Source organism: Pseudomonas sp. MIL19 (genome assembly GCF_028680365.1).
In the GTDB taxonomy this organism is placed as follows: domain Bacteria; phylum Pseudomonadota; class Gammaproteobacteria; order Pseudomonadales; family Pseudomonadaceae; genus Aquipseudomonas; species Aquipseudomonas spirodelae.
This window is the reverse complement of the sequence record NZ_JAPPVG010000047.1, coordinates 1-15469: the sequence shown is the minus strand read 5'-3', so window position 1 is coordinate 15469 and position 15469 is coordinate 1. Positions and strand designations below refer to the sequence as shown.

Genomic DNA, 15469 nt, shown 5'->3' with positions numbered 1-15469 from the left:
GCCTGAACCGCCGTGTACGGAACCGTACGCACGGTGGTGTGGGAGGACGGCGGCCGTGAGGCCGCCTCCTACCCGATTTGGGTTTTTACAGCGAGCTGACACGAATCAGCAGGCCCGTGCTGCCGTTATCGACAAATGTCAGTTCACCACTTTTTAGGCGGCTGTTTTGTTTGATGCGCTCGCTGTCGATGAGGCTGCCGTTGGCATCGAGCTGGTTGATCCAGATGTCGCTCTGCAATTCAATCAGGCGACCGGCCTTAAGCTCGAGGATGCCTTCGACGGGGTAGTGGCCGAACTGCTCGTTGCCAGTGCTGATGGCTACGCGGCTGCTTGAGTCGCCCAGGCTCATCGACCAGGCTTGGTGCAGCAATACCTGATAACCGCTGGATGGGTTGAGCTTGGCTGCTTCGGCATTCAGTGCGGTGTTGCGGCTGTTGCTGCCATCCACCGGCAGCGCGTTCTGCGCCCAGTTGTCGGGCGGCAGTTGGCCGGCAGAGATCGCTTCGCCTGCTTGGCGGAATACGATCACCTCAACCTGGTAAAGACTTTCGGCTAAGGCGCTCGTGCTGCTGAGTATGCACAGCAGTACGAGCGGCAGCAGGGCGAGGGTGTGGAGGGTGCGCATGGGTCGGTCCTTTAAGTAGAGGGAGTCAGGCGCTCAAACAGAGCTTCCAAGGTGTTGAATCGCTCTTCCGGGCGCTCCATGGGCACCTGGAATTTAAACAGCGTTGCACCTTCGAACTTGTAACGGTTGGGTGCGCCTTGGATTAGCTTGATCAGGGTTAGTGGGTCGACGCAGGTGTCGGCAGCAAACTCGATGCGGCCACCTTGCGGGCCAGCGTCGACTTTTTTGATCCCGAGCTTTTCTGCCTGCAGTTTCAGTAGGGTGATGCGCACCAGATTCTTGCTTGGCTCAGGGAGCAGTCCGAAGCGGTCGATCATTTCTACTTGTAGGTCTTTTAGGCCTTCCTCGTCGCTGGCGTTGGCGATGCGTTTGTACATGATCAGGCGTGCGTGCACGTCTGGCAGGTAATCGTCGGGGATCAGTGCCGGCACGCGCAGATTGATCTCCGGGCCGCCACCCAACGGCTGGTCGAGGTTGGGTTGCTCGCCCTTGCGAATCGATTTCACCGCGCGTTCGAGCATCTCCATGTACAAGGTGAAGCCGACTGCCTGAATTTGCCCGCTCTGGCCGTCGCCAAGCAACTCGCCGGCGCCACGGATTTCCAGGTCGTGGGTGGCGAGCAAAAAGCCGGCCCCCAAGTCCTGGGCATTGGAGATGGCTTCGAGGCGCTTTTGTGCATCGTCGGTCATCTGCTTGCGCGGTGGCGTCAGCAGGTAGGCGTAGGCTTGGTGGTGGCTGCGGCCGACTCGGCCACGTAGCTGGTGCAATTGCGCCAGGCCGAACTTGTCGGCGCGTTCGATGATGATGGTGTTGGCGCTCGGTACGTCGATACCGGTTTCGATGATGGTCGAGGCAATCAGCACGTTGAAGCGCTTGTGATAGAAATCGCCCATCACCTGTTCCAGTTCGCGCTCGTGCATTTGCCCGTGACCGATGCCGATACGCGCTTCCGGCACCAGTTCAGCGAGGTCGGCGGCGCACTTCTCGATGGTTTTCACATCGTTGTGCAGGTAATACACCTGGCCGCCGCGCAGCAGTTCGCGCAGCAGGGCTTCCTTGATGGTTGGATTGTTTTGCTCCATCACAAAGGTGCGCACCGACAAGCGCCGCGCCGGTGGCGTGGCGATGATCGACAAATCGCGCATGCCAGCAACGGCCATATTCAGGGTGCGCGGGATCGGTGTGGCGGTCAGGGTAAGGATGTCGACTTCGCTGCGCAGGGTCTTTAGCTGTTCTTTCTGACGCACACCGAAGCGGTGTTCTTCGTCGATGATCACCAGGCCCAGGTTGTTGAATTTAACGTCGTCCTGCAGCAGCTTGTGAGTACCGATGACGATATCCACCTTGCCTTCGGCCAGTTGTTGCATGGCCTCGCTGACTTCCTTGTTGCTCTTGAAGCGGCTCATCACCTCGACCTTTACCGGCCAATCGGCGAAGCGGTCGCGGAAGCTGTTGTAGTGCTGTTGGGCGAGCAGGGTGGTGGGCACCAATACCGCCACCTGCTTGCCGCCATGCACGGCGATAAAGGCGGCGCGCATGGCCACTTCGGTCTTGCCGAAGCCGACATCGCCACAGACCAGGCGGTCCATCGGTTTGGCGGAGAGCATGTCGCTGTACACCGCTTCGATGGCGGCTTGCTGGTCCGGGGTTTCCTCGAACGGGAAGCCGGCGCTGAAGGTGGCGTAGTCCGCCTTGGGATCGGCAAACGCATAGCCTTCGCGAGCGGCGCGCCGTGCGTAGACGTCGAGCAGTTCGGCGGCGACATCGCGCACCTGTTCGGCGGCCTTGCGTTTAGCCTTCTGCCAGACCTCGGAGCCGAGGCGGTGCAGCGGCGCCAGGGCATCGTCGCTGCCGGTGTAGCGGGCGATCAGGTGCAGGCTGGCCACCGGCACATAGAGCTTGGCTTCTTCGGCGTACATCAGGGCGAGGAATTCAGCGGCCTGGCCGTCGAACTCCATGGTCACCAGGCCCAGGTAGCGGCCCACGCCATGGTCGATGTGCACCACCGGCGCGCCTTCGCGTAGCTCGGTAAGGTTCTTGATGGCATTGTCGCCACCGTCGCGGGATTTCTCACGGCGTCGACGCTGCATGACGCGCTGGCCGAACAGCGGGCTTTCCGCCACTAGGGCGAGGTCTTCGAGCAGCAGGCCGTCATCCAGTGGGGCGATGCAGATGCCCAAGCGTTGCTTGCTGGCGGTAAAGGCCGGCCAGCTGTCGAACTCCTTAGGTTTGAGCTTGAGGCGGGCGAGCAGCTCCAGTAGCACTTCGCGGCGCCCGGCGGATTCCGCGCAGAACAGCACGCGGCCGGGGTATTCCTCAAGAAAGCGTCGCAGTGCCGCCAGCGGCTCGCCAGCTTTGGCCTGGATCGCCAAGTCGGGCAGGGGTTTGGCGTTAAAGCGCAGGCGGCCGACGCCTTCCTCGATGTCGTCCTGGCTGACCACCACGCGCGGCCAGTTTTTCAGGCGGGCGAAGCAGTCTTCTACCGGCAGGAAGATATCGGCGGGTGGTAGCAGTGGGCGTTCCGGGTCAACACGGCGATCTTCGTAGCGGCTGCGTGCATCCACCCAAAATTGCTCAGCGGCTTTTTCGATGCCCGGCAGGGAAAATACCTGGGTGTCGGCGGGCAGGTAGTCGAAGAGGGTGGCGGTTTCTTCAAAGAACAGCGGCAGGTAGTACTCAATCCCCGCTGGTGTGATACCCGTGCTGAGGTCCTGATAAATCGGGCAGCGGCGGAAATCCACGTCGAAACGTTCGCGAAAGCGCCCGCGGAAATCAGTAACGGCTTTCTTTTCCAGCGGAAATTCACGGGCCGGTAGTAGCTTGATCGACTCGACTTTGTCGATGGAGCGCTGAGTTTCCGGGTCGAAGGTACGCAGGGTTTCGATCTCGTCATCGAACAAGTCGATGCGATACGGCTGGCTGCTGCCCATCGGAAACAGGTCGATCAATGCGCCGCGCACGGCGAACTCGCCATGTTCATACACCGTGTCAACGCAGCGGTAGCCGGCGGCTTCCAGGTTGCCGCGCAGCTGATTGACGTCGAGCTGCTGGCCCACTTGCATGACCAGGCTGCTGCCCAGCAGAAAGCGCTTGGGTGCCAGGCGGTGTAGGGCGGTGGTGATCGGGACTACCAATACCCCATGTTTCAGCTCAGGCAGGCGATAAAGTGCGGCAATACGCTGGGAGATGATGTCCTGGTGCGGCGAAAACAGGTCGTAGGGCAGGGTTTCCCAGTCGGGGAAATGCAGCACCGGCAAGTCCGGCGTAAAGAAACTCAGCTCCTCCTGCAGGCGTTCAGCGCTCTGACTGTCGGCGGTCAGTAGCAGGGTGAAACGTTTAGCATTGCTGGCGGCTTCGGCAATTGCCAAGCTCAGCGCGGCACCGGGCAGGTTGCCCCAGTGTTGTTTGCCAGCAGTGGCCGGCAGGGACGGTAGGCGAAGTACGGACGCAGTCGGCACAGGCAGCTCACGGTCAAATCACAAGGTCGTCGATTGTAACGGGCGTTTACCTGTGGTGTCAGTTAAGACAGTCGTGCATTGCTCATGCTAGCGTGCACCGTCATAATGTAGCCCCTTTTTTTAGCCCCTACATGTGGAAGGTACTGCCCGTGACTCAGAAGCCCGACCAGTGTCTCGGTGAGTGGATCGATCGAGAAGCCCTTGCGGAAGCGATGATTCCGATGATTGGCCAACTCTACCGTAACAACAACGTGGTCACCTCGATCTACGGCCGTGGTTTGATCAACCGTTCGGTTATCGACATTCTCAAAGCCCACCGCTTCGCGCGTCACCGTCTGGCTGACGGCTGCGAATTGTCGGTGCACGAGACCTTCCCAATTCTCAAGGTCATGAGCGAGCTGAAACTGGGCGCCGCCTCGGTGGACCTGGGCAAGATGGTCAGCAAGTTCAAGACTGACGGCCAGGGCCGTAGCATCGAGCAGTTCGTCAAAGACGAGCTGGTTGAAGTGGCTGGCAAGCAGAACGGCGAAGCCCGCGAGGGCACCGATGTGGTGCTGTATGGTTTTGGTCGGATTGGCCGCCTGTTGGCGCGCATCCTGATCGAGAAAACCGGTGGTGGTGATGGCCTGCGTCTGCGGGCCATTGTTGTGCGCAAGGGTGCGAGCAATGACTTGTCCAAGCGCGCCAGCCTGCTGCGTCGCGATTCGGTCCACGGCCCGTTCGACGGCACCATCACCATTGATGAGGCTAGCAACACCATTACTGCCAATGGCAACCTGATTCAGGTGATCTACGCCAAAGACCCAAAAGAAGTTGACTACACCCAGTACGGCATCAAAAACGCACTGCTGGTGGATAACACCGGCGTGTGGCGTGACGCTGAGGGCCTGGGCCAGCATTTGGCTTGTCCGGGCATTGAGCGCGTTGTCCTGACTGCGCCGGGTAAGGGCGCGCTGAAGAACATCGTGCACGGCGTTAACCATGCCGAAATCACCGCCGATGACCAGATCATCTCGGCTGCATCCTGCACCACCAACGCCATCGTGCCTGTGCTCAAGGCGATCAATGACCAGTACGGCATCGCCAATGGTCACGTTGAAACGGTGCACTCGTACACCAACGACCAGAACCTGATCGACAACTTCCACAAAGGCGATCGTCGTGGTCGCTCGGCGCCGTTGAACATGGTGATCAGCGAAACTGGTGCAGCCACTGCGGCGGCCAAGGCATTGCCTGTGTTGAAGGGCAAGCTGACCGGTAACGCCATTCGCGTGCCGACGCCTAACGTGTCGATGGCCATTCTCAACCTCAACCTTGAGAAAGCCACCAGCCGTGATGAGGTCAACGAGTACCTGCGCCAGATGGCCATGCACTCCGACCTGCAGAAGCAGATCGACTTCGTGCAGTCGCAGGAAGTGGTCTCCACCGACTTCGTGGGCTCGCGCCATGCCGGTGTGGTCGATGCTGAAGCCACTATCTGCAACGAAAACCGCGTAATCCTGTACGTGTGGTACGACAACGAGTTCGGCTACAGCTGTCAGGTGATCCGCGTGATGGAAGACATGGCCGGAGTTAATCCGCCTGCTTTCCCGCGCTAAGCGTCGGGTTGCAATGAAAACGGGAGCTTCGGCTCCCGTTTTTTATGGCTTGCCATCCTTGCCGCAGCCCGTCGTTGTGCGCCGATAAAAATGATGGCTGGTCATTTTTTATTGTCTGCAATTACTCGGCTAAAAGACGGGTGCGCAATTTATCCGACAGCCCGTTGGGTGCTAACCAGATCCCCAGGTAAGCCTCGGCCAGCTCTTGGTCTTGGCTGGTGAAGGTGGTCTTGCCATTCAGCTCTAAGGTCAGTCCGCTGTATGGGTTGAAATTCAGGGCGTAGCGGTCCCCCGGGTTGATGTCGCGAAAGGTTGCGTGCAGGGCGTCTATTTCCGGGCGCAGGCGTTTTAGGGTGGCGGCATCGTGCTGGCGTTCTAAGGCAACCCAGGCCGCCTTGATCACGTCTTGCCTATCGATCTCGCGGAAGTAGTAAAGCTCCAGGCGCTGTGTGAGTGGTGTGGCGACTGCCTGGCGCGCGCTTGCCTGGGTGGGGGCGTACAAAGCGGCGGCATACACATCGACCCAGAGGTACGTCAGCACGCTTTGGCTCTTGCGCTCCAGGTTGTTCTGCCCAAGTTCGTGGCTGCTGGCGAAGTTTGCTTCTTGCAGGCGTTCGCGATCATTGGCAAATAGCTCGCCGCTTATAAGCAGTAGGGTGGTAAGTAGCAGAAATAAGCGCATGACAGGGCTCCAGTTGGTCGCGTGAGTGCTATGTCTCGCGCCCAGCGCTTACAGTCAAGTCGCGATCTGTTGCCTTCTGTTACGTTTAACCGGATAAAAGCAAGCGCTTGGGTGGCCAGTGGTGGAGCGTGCGCTTTATAATCAGCCAGATTTTTTCCCGCGACCGACATCCTGCCCAGTGCCTGATTTGTTCTGGTGCTGCGCCGCATCTTTATGCGTTGGTGTCGCCCGTATTCTGAAAAGCATATAAATCAGTGGTTAGACAAACCTATGATCAAAATAAAACATGGGCTTGATTTGCCCATAGCAGGCGTGCCGGCGCAGCGCATTGAGGCTGCAAGGCCCGTGCGTAGCGTCGCTGTCATAGGCTTCGATTATCACGGTATGAAGCCTTCGATGGAGGTTCAGGTCGGTGATCGGGTCAAGCTTGGTCAGGTGCTGTTCTCGGACAAAAAGTCCCCAGGCGTGCAGTTCACCGCTCCGGCCGCAGGCGTAATCAGCGCGATTCACCGTGGTGAAAAGCGTGTGCTGCAGTCCGTGGTGATCGACGTTGAAGGCGATGAGCAGGTTACCTTTGACCAGGTAGCAGTGAACCAGCTGGCGACTGTCGGCGACGCGAAAGTGCGTGAGGTCCTGCTGCAATCGGGCCTGTGGACCGCACTGCGCGCGCGCCCGTTCAGCAAGGTGCCGGCAGCGGATGCACAGCCTAGCTCGATTTTCGTCACCGCGATGGACACTCAGCCGCTTGCAGCCGACCCGACCGTGGTGATTGCCGAGTACGCCGCCGACTTTGAAAATGGTCTGCAGGTGTTGAGCAATCTGGCCAAGGTGTTCCTCTGTAAAGCCGAGGGCGCATCGCTGCCCGGTGAGCAGCTGAGCAAGGTGCAGACTGAAGCCTTCGCTGGTCCGCACCCGGCAGGCCTGCCAGGTACGCATATCCACTTCCTTGATCCGGTCAATGCCACCAAGAGCGTTTGGTCGATCAACTATCAGGACGTGATTGCCATCGGCAAACTGTTCACCACAGGCCAACTGTGGACCGAGCGCGTTGTGGCGCTGGCCGGTCCTGTGGTCGAGCAGCCGCGTCTGGTGCGCACCCGTTTGGGCGCAAGCCTCAGCGAGCTGACCGCCGGTGAACTGCAGCCAGGTTCTAATCGGGTTGTTTCTGGCTCGGTGCTGGGCGGCCGTACTGCGCAGGGCGCTTTTGCTTTCCTCGGCCGTTACCACCTGCAGGTGTCTTGCCTGACTGAGGGTAATGAGCGTGAGCTGATGCACTACCTGCGTGCTGGGGTAAACAAGCATTCGGTGATGAACATCTTCGTTTCCAAGTTAATGGCGGCGAAGAAGTTTGCCTTCTCCACTTCCACCAATGGCAGCCCGCGCGCCATGGTGCCGGTCGGTAACTACGAAGCCGTGATGCCGCTGGATATCCTGCCGACGCAACTGCTGCGCTATCTGATCGTTGGTGACACCGAGATGGCGCAGAAATTGGGCTGCCTGGAACTCGACGAAGAAGATCTGGCGCTGTGCACCTACGTGTGTGCTGGCAAGTACGAATACGGCCCGATCCTGCGCGACAACCTCGCGCGCATTGAGAAGGAGGGTTAAGTCATGGGTATCCGTGCATTCCTCGATAAAATCGAGCACAACTTTGAAAAAGGCGGCAAGTACGAGAACTGGTATGCCCTCTATGAGGCCATCGACACGTTCTTTTACCGCCCCGGTAGCGTAACCAAGACAACTGCTCACGTGCGTGACGGCATTGACCTCAAACGCATGATGATCACCGTGTGGTTGTGTACCTTTCCGATGATGTTTTTCGGCATGTGGAACACCGGTTACCAGGCCAACCTGATCTTTGCTAACAGCCCTGAACTGCTGGCTGCTCAGGAAGGCTGGCGCTTCGCCTTGATTGGCTCACTGGCCGGGTTTGACCCAAGCAGCCTGTGGGATAACTTCATCCAGGGCGCGGCGTACTTCCTGCCGGTGTATGCGACGGCCTTTATCGTCGGCGGCTTCTGGGAAGTACTTTTTGCCTCGATCCGCAAGCACGAAGTTAACGAAGGTTTCTTCGTGACCTCGGTGCTGTTTGCCCTGATTCTGCCGCCCAGCATCCCGCTGTGGCAGGTGGCGCTGGGTATCAGCTTCGGCGTGGTAATCGGCAAGGAAGTGTTTGGCGGTACCGGCAAGAACTTCCTCAACCCAGCGTTGGCCGGTCGTGCTTTCCTGTTCTTCGCCTACCCGGCGCAGATGTCCGGTGATGCGGTGTGGACGGCAGTTGATGGTTTTGCCGGCGCAACCTCGTTGAGCCTGGCCGCTGCCGGTGGTGTGGAAAACATCATCGGTAACGGTATTACCTGGTCCAGCGCGTTTGTTGGCACCATCCAGGGGTCAATTGGTGAGACCAGCACCCTGGCGATCCTGATCGGCGGCGGTGTGTTGCTGATTACCAAAATTGCAGCGTGGCGCATCGTGTCGGGCGTGATGCTGGGCATGATTGGTTTCAGCCTGCTGTTGAATATGTTGGGCTCTGACACCAATCCGATGTTCGCCATGCCGTGGTATTGGCACTTGGTGGTGGGCGGTTTTGCCTTTGGTATGTTCTTTATGGCCACCGACCCGGTGTCCTCGTCCATGACTAACACGGGCAAGTGGATTTTCGGTGCGCTGATCGGTGTGATGGTGGTGTTGATCCGTGTGGTCAACCCGGCGTTCCCGGAAGGCATGATGCTGGCGATCCTGTTCGCCAACCTGTTCGCACCGCTGATCGACCACTTCGTCGTTCAAGCCAATATCAAGCGGAGGCTGGCACGCAATGTCTAGTCAAAAAGAATCCACCGTCCGCACCTTGGTGGTGGCCCTGTTGGTGTGCCTGGTGTGCTCAGTGTTTGTTGCCGGCGCGGCCATTGCGTTGAAGCCGACTCAGGTTGAAAACCGTCAGCTGGACAAGCAGCGCAGCATTCTGGCAATTGCCGGGCTGGGCGAGCCGAATATGTCTGCCGCGCAAGTTAAAGAGATGTTCAACGGCACCATTACCGCCAAGCTGGTTGATCTTCAAACGGGCACGTTCTCCGATGCCAAGGACCCGATGACCTTCGATCCGTTGAAGGCTGCAAAAGATCCGAAGCTGTCGAGCGTGCTTAGCGGTGATGACGATATTGCCTCGATCAAGCGCATTGAGCGTTACACCACGGTTTATGTCGTGGAGAAAGACGGTCAGATGGATACCTTGATCATGCCGGTACGCGGCTACGGCTTGTGGTCCACCCTGTATGGCTTTATCGCCATCAAGGGCGATCTGAATACGGTTGCGGGCATGGGCTTTTACCAGCACGCCGAGACTCCGGGCTTGGGCGGTGAGGTCGATAATCCGAAATGGAAAGCGCAGTGGCTGGGCAAAACCCTGTTTGATGAAAACGGCAAGCTGTCAGTCGCCGTGGTCAAGGGTGGTGTCGATCCGCAGAGCCCCAACGCTGTCCATCAGGTTGATGCATTGGCTGGGGCCACACTGACCAGCAAAGGCGTCGATAACCTGCTGAATTTCTGGCTGGGTCAGAACGGTTTTGGTCCGTTTATCGCTAACCTGCGCGCAGGGGAGGCTTAATCATGTCGCAGCCGACTATTAAAGAAGTCCTGCTCAACCCGATCTTCAATAACAACCCGATTGGTTTGCAGATTTTGGGTATCTGCTCTGCTCTGGCAGTGACCTCGAACCTGAAAACCGCGCTGGTGATGTCTATCGCGCTGACCCTGGTAACCGGGTTTTCCAACCTGTTTATCTCGATGATCCGCAGCCAGATCCCCAGCTCCATCCGTATGATCGTGCAGATGGTGATCATCGCCTCCCTGGTGATCGTGGTGGATCAGGTGCTTAAGGCGTATGCCTTTAGCCTGTCCAAGCAGCTGTCGGTCTTCGTCGGGCTGATCATCACCAACTGCATCGTGATGGGCCGCGCTGAAGCCTTTGCCATGCAGAACCCGCCGGTGCTGTCGTTCTTTGACGGTATTGGTAACGGCCTTGGTTACAGTGCATTCCTCGTCGCGCTGGGGATCATTCGTGAGTTGTTCGGTGCTGGCAAACTGATGGGCTACGAGATCATTCCGGTGATCAACGACGGTGGCTGGTACCAGCCTAACGGCATGCTGTTGCTGCCGCCTTCGGCGTTCTTCCTGATTGGTCTGTTCATCTGGGCGATCCGCAGCTGGAAAAAAGATCAGCTGGAGAAGCCAAGCTTCAAGATGGCCTCGCAAGTGTCGAATAAGGAGGCTTACTAATGGAGCATTACCTCAGCTTGCTGGCCAAGGCGGTGTTCGTTGAGAACATGGCATTGGCCTTCTTCCTCGGTATGTGCACCTTTATCGCCATCTCGAAGAAAGTCGAGACGGCGATTGGCCTGGGTATCGCGGTTATCGTGGTGCAGGTCATCACCGTGCCAGCGAACAACCTGATTTACACCTACCTGCTGAAAGATGGCGCGCTGGCCTGGGCCGGGTTGCCAGAAGTGGACCTGAGCTTCTTGGGCCTGCTCAGCTACATCGGGGTGATCGCGGCCATCGTACAGATCCTCGAAATGCTCTTGGATAAGTACGTACCGAGCCTGTACAACGCCCTCGGCGTGTTCCTGCCACTGATCACGGTGAACTGCGCCATCATGGGCGGCACTCTGTTCATGGTCGAGCGCGACTACAACCTGGCGGAAAGTACGGTGTATGGCTTCGGTTCCGGTCTGTCGTGGGCCTTGGCGATTGCCGCGCTGGCAGGGATTCGCGAGAAGCTCAAGTACAGCGACGTACCGGCAGGCTTGCAGGGGCTGGGCATCACCTTTATTACCATCGGTCTGATGTCGCTGGGCTTCATGTCCTTCTCCGGCGTGCAGTTGTAAGGAAGGGATGAATAGATGATCAATTTAGAGATTTTCATCGCTATCGGCATGTTCACCGGCATCGTGCTGGCGTTGGTGCTGATCATTCTCGCGGCGCGCGCCAAGCTGGTTTCCAGCGGTGACGTGAGCATCGAGATCAACGGCGAAAAAACCATTGTGGTGCCCGCGGGTGGCAAGTTGCTGCAGACCCTGGCGGCCAACAATATCTTCTTGTCTTCGGCTTGCGGCGGCGGCGGTACCTGCGCCCAGTGCAAGTGCGTGGTTGAGCACGGCGGCGGTGAAATGCTGCCGACCGAAGAGGCCGCCTTCACCCGTCGCGAAGCCAAGGCTGGCTGGCGCTTGTCCTGCCAGACTCCGGTCAAGCAGGATATGAAGATCGAAGTGCCGGAAGAAGTCTTCGGCGTGAAGAAGTGGGAATGTACCGTTGAGTCCAACCCAAACGTGGCGACCTTCATCAAAGAGTTGACGTTGAAACTGCCGGAAGGCGAGAGCGTTGACTTCCGCGCAGGCGGTTATGTTCAGCTTGAGTGCCCGCCGCACGAAGTGCATTACAAAGACTTCGATATTCAGCCTGAGTACCGTGGCGACTGGGATAAGTTCAACCAGTGGAAGTACGTGTCCAAAGTCGAAGAGACCGTGATCCGTGCTTACTCCATGGCTAACTACCCGGAAGAAGTGGGCTTGGTGAAGTTCAATATCCGTATTGCTTCGCCGCCACCTGGCAAGGACGATCTGCCACCAGGCAAGATGAGCTCCTGGGTGTTCAGCCTTAAGCCGGGCGACAAGGTTACCGTGTACGGTCCATTCGGCGAGTTCTTCGCCAAGGACACCGATGCTGAGATGGTGTTTATCGGCGGTGGTGCCGGTATGGCACCGATGCGCTCGCACATCTTCGACCAGCTCAAGCGCTTGAAATCGACCCGCAAGATCAGTTTCTGGTACGGCGCGCGCTCCATGCGTGAAGCCTTCTACGTTGAGGAATATGATCAACTGCAGGCCGAGAACCCGAACTTCAAGTGGCATCTGGCACTGTCTGACCCGCAACCGGAAGACAATTGGACGGGCCTCAAGGGCTTTATCCATAACGTGCTCTATGAAAACTACCTGAAGGATCACCCGGCTCCGGAAGAGTGCGAGTTCTACATGTGCGGTCCGCCCATGATGAACGCGGCGGTGATCAAGATGCTGGTCGATTTGGGTGTGGAGGAGGAGAACATCCTGCTCGACGACTTCGGCGGCTGATCATGGTCTATGCGGTACTTCGGCCCGTTATTGCAGCCAGCTTGCTGGCCGCTCTAACGGGCTGCTGGTTTTCAGCGCATGTAGAAGAGTTCGGTGGCCCGACGATGGGCAGCACCTACTCCATCAAATACGTGCGCAAGCAGAATTCACCCAGCCCGGATCTGCTCAAGCGTGAGGCGGACGCGATCCTGGCTGAGATCGACAAGCAGATGTCGACCTACCGTGATGATTCCTTTATCGAACAATTCAACCAGGCGCCTGCCGGTAGCTGTCAGAGCATGCCGGGCCCTGTGTTGGCGTTGATTGAAGAAGGGCGTGTGCTCAATGCGCAAAGTCAGGGGGCGTTTGATCTGACCCTTGAACCATTGCTCAACCTGTGGGGGTTTGGCCCCAAGGCGCGCGCGGAGAAAGTGCCTACGCCTGAGCAACTGTCAGCCGCACGTGAGCGCATTGGTATGCAACATGTGCGGCAGGTCGGTGAGCAGTTGTGCAAGGACGTTGATGTTCAAGTTGATTTCAACAGCATTGCGGCCGGCTATGCGGTGGATCTAGTGGCGCAACGCCTCGTCGAGCTGGGCGTTGACAGCTACCTGGTGGAAATAACCGGTGAGCTAAAAGCGGCGGGCCGAAAGCCGGATGGCCAGCACTGGCGCATTGGCCTTGAGGCGCCACAAGAAGGTGAGCGTGTTGCTCAGCGTATATTGGCGCTCGATGGTTACGGCGTTTCTACCTCGGGTGATTACCGTAATTACTTTGAGGAAAACGGGCAGCGCTATTCGCACACCTTAGATCCGTTGACCGGCGCACCGATCACGCACAAGCTGGCAGCAGTGACCGTTGTCGATAAATCGACCTTGCGCGCCGATGGTTTGTCTACAGTGCTGATGGTTATGGGCACTGAACCCGGCTTGGCATTTGCTGAGCGTATGGGCATCGCCGCGTTTTTCGTGACCCGTGAAGGTGACGCCTTCGTCACACAGACAACTCAGGCTTTCGAGCAGCTATTTGCTGCAGGAGACGAGCAATGACTTTTGTAGTGGTTTTTTTGGTCATGCTGCTGGTAGTGGGCATGATGGCTGTAGGGGTGATCATGGGCCGTAAGCCCATTGCAGGCTCTTGCGGGGGAATCGCCAACCTGGGGATCGAGAAAGAATGCTCGATCTGTGGGGGTAGCCGCGAGAAGTGTGAAGAGATCAACAGTGATTCGCCAGTTGATGCTGACGCGCTGGCCTACGACGCGACAAAGCGCTAATCGCAATGCGGCCGCCCAAGGGCATGGTCCGCAGCTGATGTATTGATTGTCAGGCTGTGTACAACGCGGCGCTGACCCGGCCGAGAGTATTGAACAAGTGCTCCGGCGTGATCTGAAGGAGTAAACATGGCGGTCTACAACTACGACGTAGTGGTGTTGGGTTCTGGCCCTGCGGGTGAGGGCGCGGCAATGAACGCGGCCAAAGCCGGGCGCAAAGTGGCAGTGGTGGATAGTCGCCGCGAAGTCGGCGGCAACTGCACCCACTTGGGCACCATTCCTTCCAAAGCGTTGCGCCACTCGGTGCGACAGATCATGCAATTTAATACCAACCCAATTTTCCGCCAGATCGGCGAGCCGCGTTGGTTCTCCTTTCCTGATGTGCTGAAAAGCGCTGAGCGGGTGATCGCCAAGCAAGTCACTTCGCGCACCGGCTTTTACGCGCGTAACCGCATCGATTTGTTTTTCGGCACCGGCAGCTTCGCCGACGAGCACACTGTCGAAGTGGTCTGCTCCAATGGGGTCGTCGAAAAGCTTGTGGCCAAGCAGATTGTAATCGCTACCGGCTCGCGGCCTTACCGTCCGGTGGACGTGGACTTCCACCACCCGCGTATCTATGACAGCGATACCATCCTCAGCCTCGGTCATACCCCACGGCGGATCATCATCTACGGCGCCGGGGTGATCGGTTCCGAGTACGCATCGATCTTCAGCGGCCTGGGTGTGCTGGTCGACCTGATCGACAACCGTGACCAGTTGCTGAGCTTCCTCGATGCTGAAATCTCCGATGCGCTGAGTTATCACCTGCGCAATAACAATGTGCTGATTCGTCATAACGAAGAGTATGAGCGCGTTGAGGGTGTTGAAAACGGCGTTGTGCTGCACCTCAAGTCCGGCAAGAAAATCAAGGCTGACGCTTTTCTCTGGTGCAACGGTCGTACCGGCAACACCGATCAGCTGGGGCTGGAGAATATTGGCATCAAGGTCAACAGCCGAGGCCAGATTGAAGTCGACCAGGCCTACTGCACGCAGGTGCCGAATGTTTACGCGGCGGGCGATGTGATCGGCTGGCCAAGCTTGGCCAGTGCCGCTGCTGACCAAGGCCGCTCGGCTGCCGGTAGCATCGTTGACAATGGCAGCTGGCGTTTCGTTGATGATGTGCCGACGGGCATTTACACCATTCCCGAGATTAGTTCGATCGGTAAGAACGAGCGTGAATTGACTCAGGCGAAGATTCCTTACGAAGTCGGTAAGGCATTCTTCAAGGGCATGGCGCGGGCACAGATTTCACAAGAGCCGGTGGGCATGCTGAAAATTCTGTTCCACCGCGAAACGCTGGAAGTGCTGGGTGTGCACTGCTTCGGTTACCAGGCCTCTGAGATCGTGCATATCGGTCAGGCGATCATGAACCAGAAGGGCGAGGCGAACAGCATCAAGTATTTCGTCAATACCACGTTCAACTACCCGACCATGGCCGAGGCCTACCGGGTCGCTGCTTTCGATGGCCTCAACCGGCTTTTTTGAGCGGCTCCGGCCGGTGGCCTGAGCCGGCCGGGGAGAACCCGTTCAGTGACTCCTGCGACTGGCGTTGGCCCAATCGCGAAAGTTTCTGATTAGGCTTAATAAAAAACCGGCCCAGGTGGCCGGTTTTTTTATGGTGCGCCAGGCATGGCGCGTAGCGCCGTGACTGGCGCTGTCGGGTTCACTGTGGTGGTGAGCCTGGCGACTTGGA

13 protein-coding genes are annotated in these 15469 nt (G+C 58.1%); 10 read left to right on the top strand and 3 right to left on the bottom strand.

Annotated elements, in window-relative coordinates; translation table 11 throughout:
* Window positions 1-85 precede the first annotated feature (85 nt).
* Window positions 86-625, bottom strand: a complete 540-nt coding sequence (locus N1078_RS18500) for a CsiV family protein (RefSeq protein ID WP_274089561.1) — start codon at window positions 623-625, stop codon at window positions 86-88.
* An 11-nt stretch (window positions 626-636) separates the two neighbouring features.
* The gene (gene mfd, locus N1078_RS18495; RefSeq protein WP_411912044.1) at window positions 637-4083 is read right to left on the bottom strand and encodes a transcription-repair coupling factor; all 3447 of its coding nucleotides are present in this window, start codon (window positions 4081-4083) and stop codon (window positions 637-639) included.
* A 131-nt stretch (window positions 4084-4214) separates the two neighbouring features.
* Between mfd and N1078_RS18490 the strand changes: the two genes are divergently transcribed.
* Window positions 4215-5681: a glyceraldehyde-3-phosphate dehydrogenase gene (locus N1078_RS18490; protein WP_274089560.1), complete on the top strand. Its 1467-nt coding sequence runs from the start codon at window positions 4215-4217 to the stop codon at window positions 5679-5681.
* Window positions 5682-5802: 121 nt separating this feature from the next.
* Here N1078_RS18490 and N1078_RS18485 read toward each other — a convergent pair whose 3' ends face one another.
* A complete protein-coding gene (locus N1078_RS18485) occupies window positions 5803-6363 on the bottom strand; it encodes a chalcone isomerase family protein (protein ID WP_274089559.1) in 561 nt (186 codons plus the stop codon).
* Window positions 6364-6633: 270 nt separating this feature from the next.
* Between N1078_RS18485 and N1078_RS18480 the strand changes: the two genes are divergently transcribed.
* The 9 genes from N1078_RS18480 to sthA all read left to right on the top strand — a co-directional run bounded on the left by N1078_RS18480 (window position 6634) and on the right by sthA (window position 15261).
* On the top strand, window positions 6634-7971 hold the full coding sequence (locus tag N1078_RS18480) for a Na(+)-translocating NADH-quinone reductase subunit A (RefSeq protein ID WP_274089558.1): 1338 nt from the start codon (window positions 6634-6636) through the stop codon (window positions 7969-7971).
* Between the two features lie 3 nt (window positions 7972-7974).
* Complete coding sequence (locus N1078_RS18475; protein WP_274089557.1) at window positions 7975-9186, top strand: NADH:ubiquinone reductase (Na(+)-transporting) subunit B; 1212 nt, start codon at window positions 7975-7977, stop codon at window positions 9184-9186.
* Window positions 9179-9967 carry a Na(+)-translocating NADH-quinone reductase subunit C gene (locus N1078_RS18470; RefSeq protein ID WP_274089556.1) on the top strand — a complete coding sequence of 263 codons (789 nt, stop codon included), beginning with the start codon at window positions 9179-9181 and terminating at the stop codon, window positions 9965-9967. Before N1078_RS18475 ends, N1078_RS18470 begins: the two co-directional genes overlap by 8 nt.
* 2 nt (window positions 9968-9969) lie before the next feature.
* The gene (locus tag N1078_RS18465; protein WP_274089555.1) at window positions 9970-10638 is read left to right on the top strand and encodes an NADH:ubiquinone reductase (Na(+)-transporting) subunit D; all 669 of its coding nucleotides are present in this window, start codon (window positions 9970-9972) and stop codon (window positions 10636-10638) included.
* Window positions 10638-11246 (top strand): NADH:ubiquinone reductase (Na(+)-transporting) subunit E, encoded by a 609-nt coding sequence (gene nqrE, locus N1078_RS18460; protein WP_090238197.1) that lies wholly within the window; start codon window positions 10638-10640, stop codon window positions 11244-11246. The genes N1078_RS18465 and nqrE overlap by 1 nt, the downstream gene beginning before the upstream one ends.
* Before the next feature lie 15 nt (window positions 11247-11261).
* Window positions 11262-12488 carry an NADH:ubiquinone reductase (Na(+)-transporting) subunit F gene (gene nqrF / locus N1078_RS18455; RefSeq protein ID WP_274089554.1) on the top strand — a complete coding sequence of 409 codons (1227 nt, stop codon included), beginning with the start codon at window positions 11262-11264 and terminating at the stop codon, window positions 12486-12488.
* Window positions 12489-12592: 104 nt separating this feature from the next.
* A complete protein-coding gene (locus tag N1078_RS18450; RefSeq protein ID WP_274089553.1) occupies window positions 12593-13516 on the top strand; it encodes an FAD:protein FMN transferase in 924 nt (307 codons plus the stop codon).
* Entirely contained in the window at window positions 13513-13740 is a 228-nt protein-coding gene (gene nqrM / locus N1078_RS18445) for a (Na+)-NQR maturation NqrM (RefSeq protein ID WP_274089552.1), read from the top strand. The genes N1078_RS18450 and nqrM overlap by 4 nt, the downstream gene beginning before the upstream one ends.
* A 126-nt stretch (window positions 13741-13866) precedes the next feature.
* Window positions 13867-15261 carry a Si-specific NAD(P)(+) transhydrogenase gene (gene sthA / locus N1078_RS18440; RefSeq protein ID WP_274089551.1) on the top strand — a complete coding sequence of 465 codons (1395 nt, stop codon included), beginning with the start codon at window positions 13867-13869 and terminating at the stop codon, window positions 15259-15261.
* Window positions 15262-15469 lie beyond the last annotated feature (208 nt).

What these genes read in the sequence shown, in the direction of transcription:
- sthA (WP_274089551.1), top strand. Translation starts at nt 13,867, where the DNA reads ATGGCGGTCTACAACTACGACGTAGTGGTGTTGGGTTCTGGCCCTGCG.
- nqrE (WP_090238197.1), top strand. Translation starts at nt 10,638, where the DNA reads ATGGAGCATTACCTCAGCTTGCTGGCCAAGGCGGTGTTCGTTGAGAAC.
- N1078_RS18485 (WP_274089559.1), bottom strand. Translation starts at nt 6,363, where the DNA reads ATGCGCTTATTTCTGCTACTTACCACCCTACTGCTTATAAGCGGCGAG.
- N1078_RS18490 (WP_274089560.1), top strand. Translation starts at nt 4,215, where the DNA reads ATGTGGAAGGTACTGCCCGTGACTCAGAAGCCCGACCAGTGTCTCGGT.
- N1078_RS18465 (WP_274089555.1), top strand. Translation starts at nt 9,970, where the DNA reads ATGTCGCAGCCGACTATTAAAGAAGTCCTGCTCAACCCGATCTTCAAT.
- nqrM (WP_274089552.1), top strand. Translation starts at nt 13,513, where the DNA reads ATGACTTTTGTAGTGGTTTTTTTGGTCATGCTGCTGGTAGTGGGCATG.
- N1078_RS18470 (WP_274089556.1), top strand. Translation starts at nt 9,179, where the DNA reads ATGTCTAGTCAAAAAGAATCCACCGTCCGCACCTTGGTGGTGGCCCTG.
- N1078_RS18480 (WP_274089558.1), top strand. Translation starts at nt 6,634, where the DNA reads ATGATCAAAATAAAACATGGGCTTGATTTGCCCATAGCAGGCGTGCCG.
- N1078_RS18450 (WP_274089553.1), top strand. Translation starts at nt 12,593, where the DNA reads ATGGGCAGCACCTACTCCATCAAATACGTGCGCAAGCAGAATTCACCC.
- N1078_RS18475 (WP_274089557.1), top strand. Translation starts at nt 7,975, where the DNA reads ATGGGTATCCGTGCATTCCTCGATAAAATCGAGCACAACTTTGAAAAA.
- N1078_RS18500 (WP_274089561.1), bottom strand. Translation starts at nt 625, where the DNA reads ATGCGCACCCTCCACACCCTCGCCCTGCTGCCGCTCGTACTGCTGTGC.
- nqrF (WP_274089554.1), top strand. Translation starts at nt 11,262, where the DNA reads ATGATCAATTTAGAGATTTTCATCGCTATCGGCATGTTCACCGGCATC.